Source organism: Pseudarthrobacter sp. PvP004 (assembly GCF_017876035.1).
GTDB classification, from domain to species: Bacteria; Actinomycetota; Actinomycetes; order Actinomycetales; family Micrococcaceae; genus Arthrobacter; species Arthrobacter aurescens_A.
Genome location: NZ_JAGINL010000001.1, coordinates 1,079,929 through 1,094,887 on the forward strand (window position 1 = coordinate 1,079,929; position 14,959 = coordinate 1,094,887).

General features: G+C 61.8%; 16 protein-coding genes and 2 tRNA genes. 15 read left to right on the top strand and 3 right to left on the bottom strand.

What is annotated here, in order from left to right; genetic code table 11:
- Positions 1-5 precede the first annotated feature (5 nt).
- The 3 genes from J3A64_RS04930 to J3A64_RS04940 all read left to right on the top strand — a co-directional run bounded on the left by J3A64_RS04930 (position 6) and on the right by J3A64_RS04940 (position 1,881).
- Complete coding sequence (locus J3A64_RS04930) at positions 6-1,208, top strand: hypothetical protein (RefSeq protein ID WP_210063728.1); 1,203 nt, start codon at positions 6-8, stop codon at positions 1,206-1,208.
- Positions 1,209-1,284: 76 nt separating this feature from the next.
- On the top strand, positions 1,285-1,689 hold the full coding sequence (rsfS, locus tag J3A64_RS04935; protein WP_210063729.1) for a ribosome silencing factor: 405 nt from the start codon (positions 1,285-1,287) through the stop codon (positions 1,687-1,689).
- 116 nt (positions 1,690-1,805) lie between these two features.
- Positions 1,806-1,881 (top strand) — tRNA-Ala (locus J3A64_RS04940).
- A gap of 89 nt (positions 1,882-1,970) precedes the next feature.
- Here J3A64_RS04940 and J3A64_RS04945 read toward each other — a convergent pair.
- Positions 1,971-2,561 carry a ScbR family autoregulator-binding transcription factor gene (locus J3A64_RS04945; RefSeq protein ID WP_210063730.1) on the bottom strand — a complete coding sequence of 197 codons (591 nt, stop codon included), beginning with the start codon at positions 2,559-2,561 and terminating at the stop codon, positions 1,971-1,973.
- 363 nt (positions 2,562-2,924) lie between these two features.
- Between J3A64_RS04945 and J3A64_RS04950 the strand changes: the two genes are divergently transcribed.
- Positions 2,925-2,997: transfer RNA gene (locus J3A64_RS04950), tRNA-Ala, on the top strand.
- Positions 2,998-3,057: 60 nt separating this feature from the next.
- Here the strand turns inward: J3A64_RS04950 and J3A64_RS04955 are convergent.
- Complete coding sequence (locus J3A64_RS04955) at positions 3,058-3,441, bottom strand: cupin domain-containing protein (protein WP_011775036.1); 384 nt, start codon at positions 3,439-3,441, stop codon at positions 3,058-3,060.
- A gap of 208 nt (positions 3,442-3,649) precedes the next feature.
- Between J3A64_RS04955 and J3A64_RS04960 the strand changes: the two genes are divergently transcribed.
- The 5 genes from J3A64_RS04960 to J3A64_RS04980 all read left to right on the top strand — a co-directional run bounded on the left by J3A64_RS04960 (position 3,650) and on the right by J3A64_RS04980 (position 9,425).
- The gene (locus J3A64_RS04960) at positions 3,650-4,771 is read left to right on the top strand and encodes a class I SAM-dependent methyltransferase (RefSeq protein ID WP_286176546.1); all 1,122 of its coding nucleotides are present in this window, start codon (positions 3,650-3,652) and stop codon (positions 4,769-4,771) included.
- Between the two features lie 222 nt (positions 4,772-4,993).
- Entirely contained in the window at positions 4,994-6,193 is a 1,200-nt protein-coding gene (locus tag J3A64_RS04965) for an ROK family transcriptional regulator (RefSeq protein ID WP_043806132.1), read from the top strand.
- Positions 6,194-6,295: 102 nt separating this feature from the next.
- Positions 6,296-7,684 (top strand): extracellular solute-binding protein, encoded by a 1,389-nt coding sequence (locus J3A64_RS04970; protein WP_210063732.1) that lies wholly within the window; start codon positions 6,296-6,298, stop codon positions 7,682-7,684.
- Positions 7,681-8,550 carry a carbohydrate ABC transporter permease gene (locus J3A64_RS04975; protein ID WP_210063733.1) on the top strand — a complete coding sequence of 290 codons (870 nt, stop codon included), beginning with the start codon at positions 7,681-7,683 and terminating at the stop codon, positions 8,548-8,550. Before J3A64_RS04970 ends, J3A64_RS04975 begins: the two co-directional genes overlap by 4 nt.
- Positions 8,547-9,425: a carbohydrate ABC transporter permease gene (locus tag J3A64_RS04980; RefSeq protein ID WP_011775031.1), complete on the top strand. Its 879-nt coding sequence runs from the start codon at positions 8,547-8,549 to the stop codon at positions 9,423-9,425. The genes J3A64_RS04975 and J3A64_RS04980 overlap by 4 nt, the downstream gene beginning before the upstream one ends.
- 51 nt (positions 9,426-9,476) lie before the next feature.
- Here J3A64_RS04980 and J3A64_RS04985 read toward each other — a convergent pair whose 3' ends face one another.
- Positions 9,477-9,710 carry a hypothetical protein gene (locus J3A64_RS04985; RefSeq protein ID WP_210063734.1) on the bottom strand — a complete coding sequence of 78 codons (234 nt, stop codon included), beginning with the start codon at positions 9,708-9,710 and terminating at the stop codon, positions 9,477-9,479.
- Positions 9,711-9,795: 85 nt separating this feature from the next.
- Between J3A64_RS04985 and J3A64_RS04990 the strand changes: the two genes are divergently transcribed.
- Genes J3A64_RS04990 through J3A64_RS05015 form a run of 6 tightly spaced genes read left to right on the top strand, consistent with a single transcriptional unit; the run spans position 9,796 to position 14,883 of the window.
- Positions 9,796-10,803: a MoxR family ATPase gene (locus J3A64_RS04990; RefSeq protein ID WP_210063735.1), complete on the top strand. Its 1,008-nt coding sequence runs from the start codon at positions 9,796-9,798 to the stop codon at positions 10,801-10,803.
- Positions 10,804-10,814: 11 nt separating this feature from the next.
- Complete coding sequence (locus J3A64_RS04995; protein WP_011775028.1) at positions 10,815-11,744, top strand: DUF58 domain-containing protein; 930 nt, start codon at positions 10,815-10,817, stop codon at positions 11,742-11,744.
- The gene (locus tag J3A64_RS05000; RefSeq protein WP_210063736.1) at positions 11,734-12,213 is read left to right on the top strand and encodes a hypothetical protein; all 480 of its coding nucleotides are present in this window, start codon (positions 11,734-11,736) and stop codon (positions 12,211-12,213) included. The genes J3A64_RS04995 and J3A64_RS05000 overlap by 11 nt, the downstream gene beginning before the upstream one ends.
- On the top strand, positions 12,204-13,184 hold the full coding sequence (locus J3A64_RS05005) for a VWA domain-containing protein (RefSeq protein WP_210063737.1): 981 nt from the start codon (positions 12,204-12,206) through the stop codon (positions 13,182-13,184). Before J3A64_RS05000 ends, J3A64_RS05005 begins: the two co-directional genes overlap by 10 nt.
- Positions 13,166-14,182: a VWA domain-containing protein gene (locus tag J3A64_RS05010; protein WP_210063738.1), complete on the top strand. Its 1,017-nt coding sequence runs from the start codon at positions 13,166-13,168 to the stop codon at positions 14,180-14,182. The genes J3A64_RS05005 and J3A64_RS05010 overlap by 19 nt, the downstream gene beginning before the upstream one ends.
- The gene (locus tag J3A64_RS05015; protein WP_210063739.1) at positions 14,179-14,883 is read left to right on the top strand and encodes a hypothetical protein; all 705 of its coding nucleotides are present in this window, start codon (positions 14,179-14,181) and stop codon (positions 14,881-14,883) included. Before J3A64_RS05010 ends, J3A64_RS05015 begins: the two co-directional genes overlap by 4 nt.
- Positions 14,884-14,959 lie beyond the last annotated feature (76 nt).

Consider the following 14,959-nt stretch of genomic DNA (forward strand, 5'->3'; position numbering starts at 1 on the left):
TTTGAATGAGCAGCCAGGACCAGCGACCCATCCGCAGCAGGCGTGAGCTTCGTCGTGCCCGGGAAGAGCACCCCGAGGCCCAGCGGGCGGAAACGTCCGCGCCTGACGACGTAGAAAACCTTCCTGACGCAGACCGCCCTAACGGCCGCAATCGTCGCGCCGCCGATGTTCCGGTGGACGCCGTAGGGCCGGCAGCCCAGGAACGATCCTCCCAAATCCGCGCCCGCGATCGTGCGGCACTGCGCACTATCAAGGAACTGGCCGACAAGGAGGAGCAGCTCGCCGGCGGGGGACCGCCCACACGTCGCCAGCTGCGCCTCCAGCAACTTCAGGCTGAAGTCGCCACTTCCATGAATCCCATTGTTCCTGCGGCCACCAAGGACACAGCTCGTGAGGAGGCTGCGGGTTCCAAGCCGGCGCCCGCCAACAAGGGCTCCCGTGAGAATGCCCCTGTCGCTTCCGTGCCCACGAAGGAAAATGCGGGAATCGGCCATTCTCCTGCGGAATCCGAAATGTCCGTGGAGCAGGCACTTGCAGTCCGGCAGTTGATTGCCGCGCAGGCGGAGAACCAGTCGGCCAAGCTGGAACACATTGCCGAGCAGGACCCGTCCGCTGTAGACCCTGAGGTTCTTGCGCAGCAGATCGCCCTTGCGGAACGTGCTGCCGTGTTGAGCAAGCGTGCCGCCGCCAAGCAGAAGCTCGCGGAGAAGACGCAGGCGGAATCCGCCAAAGGAACCTCGGATTCAAAGGTGGACGGCAAGTCACCGGCCGCTACGGCAGGCCCGTCCACCGCCAACAACCTCGCGATGGTGACTCCACTGGAGTTCGTCAAGATGCCGGGGGTTGAACGCCCCGTCATGAAGCGCCCCAGTACCACGTTTGTACCGTTGATCACTTCGGCGGGGCCCAAGCTCGACTCCGAACAAGTTCAGGTCAAGAAACCGGGGTCGCGTGGCCGCGCCGGGGTTCTTGCCCGTGCTGAAGCGGTTGCGAAGTCCGCCGGGAAGCGTCCTGTTGCGGCGGCGGAGGCAAGCGAAGAATCGCAGCGGCCTCCGGTTTCCGCCAGTGCGGCGTACGGCCTTGAACCTCTGGATGCCAACACCGCCGGCCTGGCCCGAGCGCAACGCAACAGGTTGCTGCAGTTCGGTGTCCTGGCGTTGGGCATCGTTGTACTTATTGTCGGCATCATCATGATCACCAGCAGCTAATTCCGCTGAACAGTTAGTTTTCGCTGAACAATGGCAAACGCCAAACATAGGCCACTGGCCACAACAAGGAGTACCCGTGTCTGCACATGAACAATCCATCACCCTCGCCCGTCACGCTGCGCGTGCCGCGGCAGACAAGCTTGCTGAAGACATTGTCGCCCTGGACGTCAGCGAGCGTTTGGCGCTCACTGACGTCTTCCTGATTGCCTCCGCTCCCACCGAGCGTCAGGTAAACGCCATCGTTGACGGTATCGAGGAAGAGCTGATGAAGCAGGACCTTCGTCCTGTACGCCGCGAGGGCCGCTCGGAAGGCCGTTGGGTTCTCTTGGACTACGCTGACATCGTTATCCACGTCCAGCACTCTGAAGACCGGGTCTTTTATGCCTTGGAGCGCCTGTGGAAGGACTGCCCCGTGGTGGACCTTGAACTGGGTGACGACGCTTCCGCCAAGGCTGTTTCCGCAGAGGATACCGAGCGCTAGGAACTGCCGGAAACCGAAATATGTCCGATTTGGAATTTTCGGAAATGCTGTTCTAAGATATTTGAGTTGCTTCGGCGCGGATGATCGAAAAGCTGAACGCGAAGCAGCAAGAATACGGGGCTGTGGCGCAGCTGGTAGCGCACCTGCATGGCATGCAGGGGGTCAGGGGTTCGAGTCCCCTCAGCTCCACCATCAAGGTCCTGTCTGCTTCATGAATTCCATGGAGCCGGCAGGACCTTTTTCGTGCAGGAACAAACCCCGGCGCACCCCGCAGGCTCTGGCTAGTTGATTGAGTCCGGGCGTAACGCCGGCAGCATGAACTCCCACATCTGTTCGATCCTCAGCAGCACGTCTTCACGTGATGTCAGAACGTCCGAGACCATTTGAACGCCCGTGAAGGACGCAACCAGATACCTGGCGAAGGCCGCCGCGTCCAGGTCGGAACGAACGGTGCCGTCGGTTGCGGCTTGCCGCAGCAGTTGCTCGGCCGTGGTGATCCAGTCGTGGTAGGGACCTGAGACGTCTGCGTCGAAAGCGGAGGCTTCAAAGGTGAGCCGGATGCCTCCTTGGACCACGGGTTCATCCAGCAACTGCTGCCCGAACATCCTGCAGAGTCCTATGAGCTTGTCCAGAGCGGGGGCGCTTGAGGCAGCTATGTCCGATCCCGCCGCCAGGACGATTGCGTGCTGCTCCTCGATGACGGCCAGGGCCAGGTCCCGTTTTGACGTGAAATGGAAGTAGAGCGCACCTTTTGTCACGCCTGCTCGTTTGGTGATGTCAGTCAGGCTGGCGTTTCCGTAGCCTATTTCCGCGAAGACCCGGGCAGCACCTTCTATGACGGAAAGCCGGGTGTCTTTCGCACGTTGCTGCATGGGTGGTGGGGGGCCTCTCGAGTCAGGCAGGGACGGAGGATCGTGCCGCCGTCGAGACTCCACCACGCTATCATCGGCAGCCTGAAGACCTAGCCGGGCTGAAACCGACTGAACGGTTTGGTTTTGCCCGAAACAAATTCTAGACTTCAGGGGGAGTCGCGCCTCTTTGTTGGGTGGCTTCAGCGCAGCCGGTTTTGGGGGGAGGTGCGGTGGAGTAATCCAACGCACCTCGGCTGCGGATCGTCGCAGGACGTTGTGATGCAGCTCATGTTCCGACGATTTCGCATCTCGTGGGATTGTGGTTAGTATTGACGAGTTGCTTCGACGGGAAGAGAAATCAAACCGCTTGTAGTCAACAAATTCGGGGCTGTGGCGCAGCTGGTAGCGCACCTGCATGGCATGCAGGGGGTCAGGGGTTCGAGTCCCCTCAGCTCCACTCCGGAAGAAAGACCCCGCTCATTGAGCGGGGTCTTTCTGTTTGTCCGTTGTTGGTCAGTCAGGCCTTCTCAGGAGGACGTGCGAATTCAGCGCCGCTGACGAACTCGACTCCTTGGAACGGTTGATCGCCTACCACGTGGGCGTTGTGGCCCGGGGGAATGGTGTAGGAATCGCCGGCTGAAATGCTGATCTTGCCGCCGTCATTGGTTTCTACCTCCAGGCTTCCGGAGACGCAGAATCCTACATGGCTCAATTCGCAGGAGTCGGTGCCAACCACTGGTTTGATGCAGTCGGCCCAGGTCCAGCCCGGTTCAAAGGTCATACGGCCGATCGTGTAGTCTCCCACGGTGACGAGGTCCAGGACGGTTTTGTCGGGGCGCCTCGTTTCGTCGGGGGAGTTGTGGGACTTTACTTCAAGGTTCGTGACAACATTGACACTCATGGTTTCTCACAGAGGAAGGGGAGCCCGATGATGAGTGGATCCCGGTGCCTGGCTCCAGGGGTCGCCGTGACCTGTGCCTGCCGCCTCGGTGTTCGTCGCCAACCGAAGGATTGACAGGTGTTTGCGTCGTGCAAGCACTAGGTTCCTCCCAAGCCACCTTAAAGTCGAGACAGTTGAGCATGAAAGCGAGAACCGCATCGTGACGGCAATGGATGTTGGAGCGCTCTTGGGTACGTTGAGCAGGCTTCCTGACGTCGAAGCGGACAATCTGCAGGCCTTCGATGCCACAGACAGGCTGCTTCTGGAGACAGCGGCGGATCTGGTTGGCCCCGACGCCAAGGTGGTGGTCATTGGTGACCGCTACGGCGCCCTGACCCTGGGCGCCTTGGCTGGGCTCGGCGTCGGGCATGTCAGGGTTAGCCAGGACCTTTTCACCGGTAGGCTCGCGCTGAAACGCAATGCCGTATCTGCCGGCTTGGACGGACGTTTCACCGAGCATGAACTGGACCGGGATTTGCTGGACGGCGCCGGTGTGGTGCTTTTGCAGTTGCCTAAATCTCTGGCTGAGTTGGAGGAAATCGCCGACGCCGTAGCCAGGTTTGCGCCGCCGCATGCGGTCCTGCTCGCCGGAGGTCGCGTTAAGCACATGTCTCTTGGCATGAACGAGGTCCTGGGACGGTTCTTCTCATCAGTGCAGCCGCAACTTGCCCGGCAAAAGTCCCGGGTCCTGATGGCACGGGACCCCAAGACAACGCCTGACGAGCGCCCGTTCCCGGTGGTGGAGTCCGTGCCGGAACTGGGAATCACTGTGTGCGCGCATGGGGCTGCTTTCTCCGGGGCCCGCCTGGACATAGGCACACGCTACTTGCTGACGTTTTTGGACCGCATGCCAGCATCCCGGTACGCCGTGGACCTCGGCTGCGGAACAGGGATTCTCGCCACGATGTATGCACTTCGCCACACGGATGCCCGGGTGATCGCCACCGACCAGTCCGCGGCGGCCGTTGCTTCAGCCAGGGCCACGGGGGCCGCAAACGGGCTGGGGGAGCGGGTGGAAGTGATCCACGATGATGCCATGTCCACGCTGGAGCCGGACAGCGCCGACCTCATCCTTCTTAACCCGCCGTTCCATCTGGGTGCAAGTGTGCACGCCGGCGCTGCGCTGAAGATGTTCCAGGCCGCCGCCCGTGTCCTTGCCCCTGGAGGAGAGCTGTGGACCGTCTACAACAGCCACCTGCAGTATCGGCCCGCGCTTGAACGGCTTATCGGGCCGACGGTGGAGGAAGGCCGGAACCCGAAATTTACGGTAACGCGCAGCCGGAAGGCCTAGGCGGCGTCATCAAGCGGCTGCCCGAATGGTGGTCGCATACAATTCAGTGTCATCGTTACCAAGCCCTGATGCCGGTGTCAGCGTGTGCTCGTATCCGTAGCGGCGGAGGTATCGTACGATTCAGACAAAGACCGACTTTAACTACGTTAATCCCAATGACGAGGGGCATCAGTGACTGAGATCCGGCAGCCGACACCAAGGCGCGGAACTAACCTTCCCCGCATGGGGGACTTCAATCTGACCGTCATTCTGGAGGCGATCCGGCGGTCGTCGGGCGGACTCAGCCGAGTTGAGTTGGCTCAGATTGTGGGTCTTTCCCCGCAGACGATTTCCAATATTTCCCGCCGCCTCCTGGATCAGCAGCTGATTGTGGAGGCCGGCAAGGAAGGCTCGGGTCCGGGCAAGCCCAGGACCATCCTGCGCCTGAACCCCGCAGGCATGTACGCGGTGGGCGTGCATCTGGATCCGGCCGTCATCACTTTTGTTGTTCTTGACCTGCTGGGCGACGTCGTCAGGCATTCGCGCATGGCTACTCCGGGCGGTGACCCGGCCGGCGTGATCACCAGCATCGCCGAACAGATCAATGTCCTCATCGAAGAGTCAGGCGTCGATTCTTCAAAGATCGCCGGACTCGGCGTTGCTGTCCCCGGCCCGATCGACCTCGACGAAGGCTCCGTGGTGGAGCCGCCGCTCCTGACGCGATGGAACCGCGTGCGCATCCGCGAGGCCCTGGCCGAGGCCACCGGCATGGAAACGCTGGTGGATAAAGACGTCACGAGCGCGGCGGTGGCCGAAACGTGGGCTGGTGGCGCCAGCGGGGCCGGCAGCTTCGTGTTCATGTACATGGGAACCGGCATCGGCTGCGGCATTGTGCTCAATGACGAAGTAGTCCGGGGGACTTCGGGCAATGCCGGCGAAATCGGCCACATTGTGGTGGACCCCAACGGCCCGCAGTGTGATTGCGGATTGCATGGCTGCGTCAAGTCTTCCTGCATCCCGCAGGTGCTGGTGGCCGAGGCCGTAGCCGCCGGTGTGCTTGAAGGGCACCGGGAAGGGGCGGACGGTCCTGAGGTCCAGGAACGCTATGCCGAGTTGTGCGACAAAGCCGATGCGGGTGATTCCAAGGCCATTGCCATTCTGGATAAGTCCGCCACACTGGTGGCACGTGCCGTTTCCATCGTGACCAACACCCTGGACGTGGAGCGGGTCGTCTTCGGCGGTCCATTCTGGGGGCGCATGTCCCCGTACTTCCTGGATCGCGTTCCGGATTTGCTGGACAAGAACAACGCCGCCCGCATGATCCACGGCCTTGAGGTTGTGGGGACCGGTGTGGGCGAAGACGTTGGCGCCATCGGTGCTGCTTGCTTGGTTTTGGAGCACATGCTGGCACCGCGCGCACAAAGGCTCCTGTTGGAAGGCTAGTTCGACGCAGGATAACTGAATAACCATAAGGCTCGGCCACGTCGCATGTCCGTTCACGGTGAAGTATGGGGGCTGTAGCCACGTTCGACTGAATGGAGCACCATGCGCCGCCCAGTGAAAAATGTGCCAATGAAGTATGTCCCAGTGAAGTTTTCCGCCGCCATTGCTTTTTTCGCCGCCGTCCTTGTGGCGGCGACGTCCTGTTCGCCCACGCCTGAGGCTGCGGAGAGCAACACCCTGAAGATCGTTTATCAGAAAACCGATTCCTTCACGGCGCTTGATGCCGTCATGCAGGACGCCAAGAAGGAATTTGAAGCCGCGAACTCCGGGGTGACGGTGGACCTCCAGCCCATCCAGGCCAACGACGACGATTACGGGACCAAGCTCTCGCTGGCCCAGCGTTCCGCTGACACGGCGCCGGACGTCTTCTATGAGGACACTTTCAAGGTGCGTTCAGACGTCGACGCCGGTTACCTCCTCAGGTTGGACAGTTACCTTGAGAAGTGGGAGGACTGGTCTGCGTTCAACGAAGCGGCCAAGGCGGCGGGCCGAGCGGATGACGGCGGCATCTATGCGGTCCCGCTGGGCACCGACACCCGGGCCATTTGGTACAACAAGGCCGTATTCCAGAAGGCCGGGGTGCCCGTGCCGTGGCAGCCGAAGACCTGGGACGATATCCTCACCACCGCCCGGGCCATCAAAGCGTCCGACCCCAGCGTCATCCCTTTCAACATGTACGCAGGCAAGGGGACCGGCGAGGGCACGGTGATGCAGAGTTTCTACGAGCTGCTTTACGGTACGGACAGCACCTTGTATGACGAGAAGGAGAAGAAGTGGGTGGTCGGCTCGCTGGGTTTCACCGACTCACTGGCGTTCCTGAAGACCCTCTATGACGAAAAGCTGGCCGTCAGTCCAGCCGAAGCCTTGGACGCGAACGTCTGGAAGAAGGTCTTTGGCGAATGGTTCCCCCAAGGAAAACTGGCAGCCACCGTGGAAGGGTCCTATACGCCGTCGTTCTGGCAAAAAGGTGGCGCGTATGAGTGGGCAGGTTATGAGCAGGACATGGCTGTAGCCATGTTCCCCACGCAGAAGGGGCAGGCGCCCGGGGGTGTGAGCATGTCCGGCGGATGGACACTGGCCGTGGGGGCGAAGAGCAAGAATCCCGAGCTTGCCTTCCAGTTCCTCACTACGGCGCTGAACAAAAAGAACGCGCTGGCCTACGACACCAACAACTCTCAGATTGCCGTCCGTACGGATGTCGCCTCGGAGCCCCAGTATCTGGCGGCGAATCCGTTTGTGAAGGATGTTTCGGACTTGGTGAAGGTGACGCATTACCGCCCGGCCACCGCTGACTACCCCAGGATCTCTTCCGCCGTCCAGGTCGCCACGGAGTCCGTGATCACGGGCAAGCAGAGCCCCGAGGATGCCGCTGCCGAATATGATGCCACCGTCCGTAAGCTCGTCGGTGAGGACAAGGTCCTGGAGAAATGACGATCCGCCGCTACCTGCGGCTCCTTCCGTTAGTCCCGTCCATTCTCCTGCTGCTGTTGTTCCTGCTGGCCCCGGTGTTGTGGTCCTTTTACGCGTCCTTCACCGATGCCTCGTTATCCGGTAAAGCTGCCAGGAACCCGGAATGGGTTGGCATTGACAATTATGCGCGGATGTTCGGTGACGGCTCCTTTCCGTTAGCGGCTTGGCTCACGGTGGTGTTCGTCGCCGCGTCGGCCGTGCTGGGCCAGAACGTGTTGGGCCTGCTGATCGCACTGCTGATGACACGGTCGCGGACGGTAGTTTCGTCGTTGGTGGGTACGGCAGTGGTCGCGGCGTGGGTGCTGCCTGAAATCGTGGCCGCCTTCGCCGCCTATGCCTACTTCAACCGGGACGGGACCCTGAACCAGATGCTGGGAATCGTGGGTGGTCAGGGCCCGGACTGGCTGTATTCCTTTCCGCTGGTGGCGATTGTCCTGGCCAATACGTGGCGCGGGACAGCCTTCTCCATGCTGGTGTACCGGGCAGCGCTGGCAGACGTTCCCCGCGATATTTCTGAGGCAGCACTTGTGGATGGGGCCCGAGGGTGGCAGCGGCTTGCCTTCATTACACTGCCGCTGATCCGGAGCAGCATCGCCACGAACCTGATGCTGATCACGCTCCAGACACTGGCGGTGTTTACCCTCATCTGGGTCATGACGGCAGGCGGACCCGCCAACGCCAGCACCACGTTGCCGGTGCTGGCCTACCAAGAGGCGTTCAAATTTGGTGACATCGGCTACGGCACGGCTGTGGCGTCCGTTCTGATCCTCCTGGGCATGGTCTTCGGTGCGGTGTACGTCCGGCTCCTGCGGGAGGAGCGCCCATGACCACCAGCCGACTGCGGGCGCCGCTGGGGACGGAAAGCACGACGGCGGGTGGCAGCTCCAGGTCCAGGGCCAGGCTGGGGGCGAACATAGCCCTTGCTGTGATTGGGATGAGCTTTGTTGCACCTTTGCTCTGGCTGCTCTTGGCCGCCGTCGATCCTGAAGCCGGTTACCAGACTAAGGTGCCGTCAACGCCGTCGATGGACAATTTCCGTGCCGTGATGACTCCTGAGCTGTTGTTTCAACCTTTGGCAAACAGCTTGATGTTGTCGGCGGGGACGGCTGTGGTGAATGTTCTTGCTGCTGTGCTTGCCGCATACCCGTTGTCCAGGTATCAATCACGGTTCAACAAGCCCTTCATGTACACGGTCCTGTTTGGGACGTCGTTGCCGGTGACGGCCATCATGGTGCCTGTCTATGGCCTGTTTGTTCAGCTGCAGTTCTTGGATTCCATGGCTGCCACCATTTTCTTCATGGCAACAACTACTTTGCCCATGGCCATCTGGATGACCAAGAACTTCATGGATTCGGTTCCTCTTGAGTTGGAGGAAGCGGCGTGGGTGGATGGAGCCTCCACGATGGCGGCGCTGCGACGCATCGTGCTCCCACTGATGAGGCAGGGGCTGGGCGTGGTGTTCATCTTCGTTTTCATCCAGGCGTGGGGGAACTTCTTCGTCCCCTTTATCCTGTTGCTGTCCACCGGCAAACAACCAGCCGCGGTGTCCATCTTCAGCTTCTTCGGCCAGCACGGAGCTATCGCTTATGGCCAGTTGGCCGCGTTCTCCATCCTGTATTCGGTCCCCGTGCTGGTGCTCTACGCGCTGGTTTCCCGTGGCATGGGGAATTCGTTTGCCTTGTCCGGAGCCATGAAAGGCTAGCTGGAGCCCATGAAAGGCCAGCCCCGCTCCATGTCAGGTTTGTAGTCTGCGTCAGTCGATGTCTTCGATGATTTCGCCGTAGGGTATGGAATCGTCCAGGTGGGCTTGGTGGCCGGTCGGGCCCCTGTTGAAGGTAATGCGTACTCCGTGTCGTTGGTCCGCTGCGGACTGGAGGAGAACCGGCCGTACGGCGTCGATGACGTGCTGGTCCTGGGAGGCGAGGTAATTCTGATAGGCGGCTGGTAGCTGATGCATGGCAAAAGGATAGACCTCGGAAGTCCACATGGGGAGGGGTCCCCATTGCGAACCCGTTCCGGGAAGGCTTGGATGGAGTGGCCGTTTCACATCAACGCCAGCGAGGGGACCACGAGTGCAACAGACCACAGCCATGGCCGGAATCGATGCGCCGGACATGGCCCGTGCCCAGCAGCTTATAGGCAGCATCGTCCGCAGCTTCGAAAACAAGGTGGTGGGCCAGGCCAGGCTGCGTGAGACCTTGGTTATCGGCCTGTTGACGGGTGGCCATGTCCTGTTGGAAAGTGTGCCGGGGCTGGCTAAGACCACCGCGGCCCAAGCCATAGCGGAGTCGGTCAGTGCAGAGTTCCGCCGGATCCAGTGCACGCCGGACCTGCTGCCCAGCGACATCGCCGGCACGCAGATCTTCGACGCCGTCAAGGGTACCTTTGTCACGCAGTTGGGCCCGGTCCATGCCAACATTGTGCTGCTGGATGAGATCAACAGGTCCAGTGCCAAGACCCAGAGCGCAATGCTGGAAGCGATGCAGGAGCGGCAGACGTCCATTGGCGGAGAGTCCTACCCCCTGCCTAAGCCTTTCCTGGTGCTCGCTACGCAGAACCCCATCGAGCAAGAAGGGACGTATCGTCTTCCTGAAGCGCAGATGGACCGGTTCATGCTTAAGGACGTCCTGGACTATCCGAGTCCAGCGGAGGAAGCGGAGGTCATCCGGCGGATTGACGCCGGCGTGTTCAGCGCGGAGCAGAGGCCTCCGGCAGCCGCTTCCCTTGACGCCGTAGTGGAGGTTCAGGAACTGGTGAGGCGGGTCTATATTGATCCGGCTATCGTGCGCTACATCGTCGGACTTTCCTATGTCACCCGCAACGCTTCACAGTATCTGGAGCCCCGGCTGGCCCACGTCGTCGAATTTGGCGCCAGCCCGCGGGCGAGCATCGCCTTCAGCCAGGCAGCCCGCGCCATGGCGCTGCTCAAGGGGCGCGACCACGTCATTCCTGAAGACGTCAAGAGCCTCGCTCATCGGATCCTTCGTCACCGGATCATTCTGGGATTCGATGCTGTGGTTGAGGAGATTTCCGTGGAAACCGTGATCGATGCCGTTTTGGCGTCCGTCCAGACCCCATAGCGGAGCGGCACGTGCCCAGCCTCCTCCGCCGCGTCAAGTCGAAGATGTTCATCTTCGCCCACCGCAGGACACTGACCCTTCTTGACGGCGAATACGGATCGGTCTTCAAAGGCCGCAGCCTGGACTTCGATGAACTCCGCGCATATGTGCCCGGCGATGAGGTCCGTGACATCGACTGGAAAGCGACGGCACGGCACGGATCGCCGCTGGTGAAACGCTATGTGGCCGTTCGCCGCCACACAGTCCTGTTACTGGTGGATACCGGAAGGAACATGGCCGCCCAAGCATTGTCCGGGGAGTCCAAGAAGGACATCGCTGTTCATGCTGCCGGAGTCCTGGGGTACTTGGCTTCCCGGCACGGTGACGACGTCGGCCTCCTGCACGGTAACGCCGAGGCGTCCAAATACGTTCCGCCGCGCAGTGGTGAGGAACATCTGGAGCGGCTGCTCCGTGAAGTGGATGCGAGCGCTGCTTTGGACGGTCCAGCCAGTGGAATTGCGGAGCAACTGGACTATGTTCTGAGGTACCTGAAGGGACGTTTGCTCATTGTTGCCGTTGCGGACGAGTTCCTGCCCGATGCCCGCACAGAGAGCCTGATGCGCAGGCTGCGTGCCCGGCACGAGGTCCTGTGGCTGACCGTCCGTGACGCCGAACTCGCTGCTGAGCCCGGGAGCCGGCTGCAAGACAGCATTGACGTAGGCACAGGACAAACAATTCCTTTGCCCCTGGCCGTGGACGCCAAGGTACGTGCGGCCTATGCTGCGGCAATGCTGGAACGCGGACAGCTGCGGCGGAATGTCTTCCACCGGCTGGGAATTGCCGAGGAACACGCAACCGGCAGCGCTGATGTGCTCACTGCTGTCTTCGCGCTCCTCGAAAAGCACCGCTCTGGGTCCTTCACTTCACGGTCCTCGTCCAAGGGCGGTACTCGTGCAGGATGAAAACGGCTTCTATGCTCCCTTGCAGTACCAACCTCAGTGGCTGTGGCTTGGACTCATGCTCGTACTCCTCATCGGAGCCTGGTACGCCTGGATCCTCCGCCCTGTCCGAAAGAAGACCCCGGACCACAGCAAGGCTCCACTCCGTCAGGTAAGGAGCGCTCAGGACCTCGAGACGCTCCGGACCACCTGCCTGACGGCAATCAACGCCACCACCGTAGACGCCGACGCCGGCCGCCTACCCGAGCGCGACGCCCACCAAAGACTCAGCTTCCTCGTGCGGGAGTTCGTCGGCGCGGCCACGGGCCTGCCAGTTACCTCCATGACCCTCGAGGACCTCCAACGCCACCACCTCAGGGAGTTGGCGGCAAGGATAGCCGGCATCTACCCCAACGAATTCGCCGCCACACCAGTACATTCAGTCAGGCAATCCGCAGAGGCCGCACGTCAGGTGGTCTCGTCATGGAACTGAGCCACTGGTGGATTCTTCCCCTGGCCGCAGCAGCGGTGGCGGTCACAGCCTGGCTGTACCGCCGCCGTCGTGGTCCGGCAAGGACCAGACCCATCGCGCACGGCGAGCGGCTCACTGACCTCCCCCAATACCAACAGGCCTTACGCCGGCACCGTACACGCCTGGCGCTAGCGGTGGTGTTGGGCGCAGTGTTCCTCGCAGCCACCGCCACGGCAGCCGCAAGGCCCACGCAACGGACCGTGGAGCAGCCGGAAATCAGGAACAGGGACATCGTGCTCTGCCTGGATGTTTCGGGCTCCATGACCAGCACGGATGCTGCACTAGCTTCAGTGTTCCAGGGCCTCGCCAAGGAGTTCGACGGCGAACGAATCGGCATGGTCATCTTCGACAGCAGCAGTGTGCAACTCTTCCCGCTCACCGACGACTACCAGTACGCCGCCGAACAACTCACCCGCGCCAAGGAGGCCCTGGACAGCGGTGCCGGGTCCTTCTTCGACGGCACCTGGAACGGGGAAGGCTCCTCGCTCATCGGCGACGGACTGGCATCCTGCATACAGAGCTTCCCCGACACCGACACAGGGGATGCCAAGCGCTCGCGGTCAGTGGTGCTGGCAACTGACAACTTCCTCTCCGGGGAACCGATTTTCACTTTGGACGAAGCCACCGCCTTGGCCACCGGTAAAAGCGTGAAGGTGTACGCCCTCAACCCCGGCGACATGGACTACGGCGAGCAACCAGACCAGCCCGGAGTGCAGCTCAGGGCAGCGGCTGAACGAACAGGGGGCAGCTACTTCACCTTGGATAGCCCCGATGCCGTGCCGGGCATCGTCCGGAAAGTGCAGGAAAGCGAGGCCACAAGCTACCTTGCAGCACCCCAGGCAGTGGTGGCCGATGCCCCGGCCTGGCCCCTGGGGATTGCTTTGCTCGCCGGATCGGGCATGCTGTTGCTCGGATGGCGGCTGGAACCATGACCTTCGCCCCCATCATCCCCTGGCCCTTGCTGGCCCTGACCTTCGTCGCCGTGCTGGGCTTCACTTCATGGACACTCGTCAGTCGTGGGCGAAGCCAGCCAAGGCGAACCTGGAGGCCGGAAGCTCTGCGGTGTGCCGCCGTCGTACTTCTGTTGCTTGCCGCTTTGCGTCCCGGCTGGGCCGGTGGCCAAGCCGAAACCGCAACCGCAGATCTGGACGTGTTCTTCGTCGTGGACACCAGCACAAGCATGGGCGCAGAAGACTACAACGGAACCGGCCCCCGGCTCTCCGGGGTCAAACAGGACGTCATGGCCATCGCCAAGGAACTCGCCGGAGCCAAGTTCTCCCTCATCACCTTCGACAGCAAAGCCAGCGTCCGCATGCCGCTCACACGGGACGCAACAGCTCTCCAAACGGGCATGACCACCTTGCAACCCCAAAACAGCAGGTATGCCAAGGGAAGCAGCGTGACCGGAGCGGCGAAACTCCTGAAGGAAAGGCTCGCTGCCGCCAACCAGCAACATCCAGGGCGCCCGGCACTGGTCTTCTACGCCGGCGACGGTGAGAACACCAGCGCCGAGGCACCGGCTCCCATGGACACCGGCAACGTGGCCGGGGGAGCGGTGCTTGGGTACGGAACCGGCGAGGGCGGCCGCATGAAGGAATCCGCGGACCCCGACGCCGGATATGTAAAGGACAAAACCACCGACAACCCACAGGACGCAATCTCGCGAATCGACGAAGGGCAATTGCGTGCCATCGCCGAGCAACTCCACGTCCCCTACGCCCACAGAACAGGCAACGAGCCACCATCCCACATGCTCGGCCAAGCCCGCCCCGGCGCCATGACCGTCATGACGCACGACGCCCCGGGCCGCGTAGAACTTTACTGGCTGCTTGCCTCGGCCGCTTTCCTCATGGCAATCCACGAACCGTTGCGGCACTTCACCGCCCTGCAATCGCTTCGGTCAGCCGCGCGGAAGGAACCAACCACATGAACGGCAACGCACGACGGCGGCGAAACCGGCTTGCGCTCTGGTCAGCACCACCCGCACTCCTGGCGCTCGCAGTTGCGGCGAAGTTGCTAAGCGTTGGTGTGCTGGGCGCCTCTGCCGAGGAGTCTTTCACTTCTGGTGAGCCGGAGGGCGTGGCCAGTGCGGCGTCGTGGCTGAAGTTGGCGAACGTCCTGGAGCCACACAAAGCACTATTCGCCTCAGGGGATGCCCACGTTGTGGCGGGCCACTTTGCTGCTGCGCGGGAGGACTTTGCCTCGGCCTTGCAAGCCGGGGCGGGGACCGATGAATGCAAAGTGCGCGTCAACCTGGTGCTGAGCATCGAGAAGCTGGGGGATACCGTCAGTGATCGGGACGCCGCAGCCCGGCTTTTCAAGGAAGCCTTGGCTGCAGCAAAGGCCGCGCCGCCGGAGTGCCACACGGAAGGTCCGGCGAACGCCGCCGGAGAGGGCAGCAAGCTCCACTCCGCCGCGGACAGGCTCGCCGGCAAGATCGCCGCGGACGAGTCGCGAACTGATGATCCATCCACTCCCAACCAGGAAACATCGCCGGCCCCGAAGCAGGAACAACTCCAGCAGCTCGAAGAGAACGCGCAACAGGCCCACCGTGAGCGTTCGGAGGGTCAAGAACGTGGCGAGTACCTGCGGGGGCCGGACACATCCCCGGGTGTGGACAGGCCATGGTGAAGCTTCAGGCGAAGAATATTCGCAAATCAACTGCCACATCATTCCAGGCGTAACAGCCGCGGCTGCGTCCTGATGG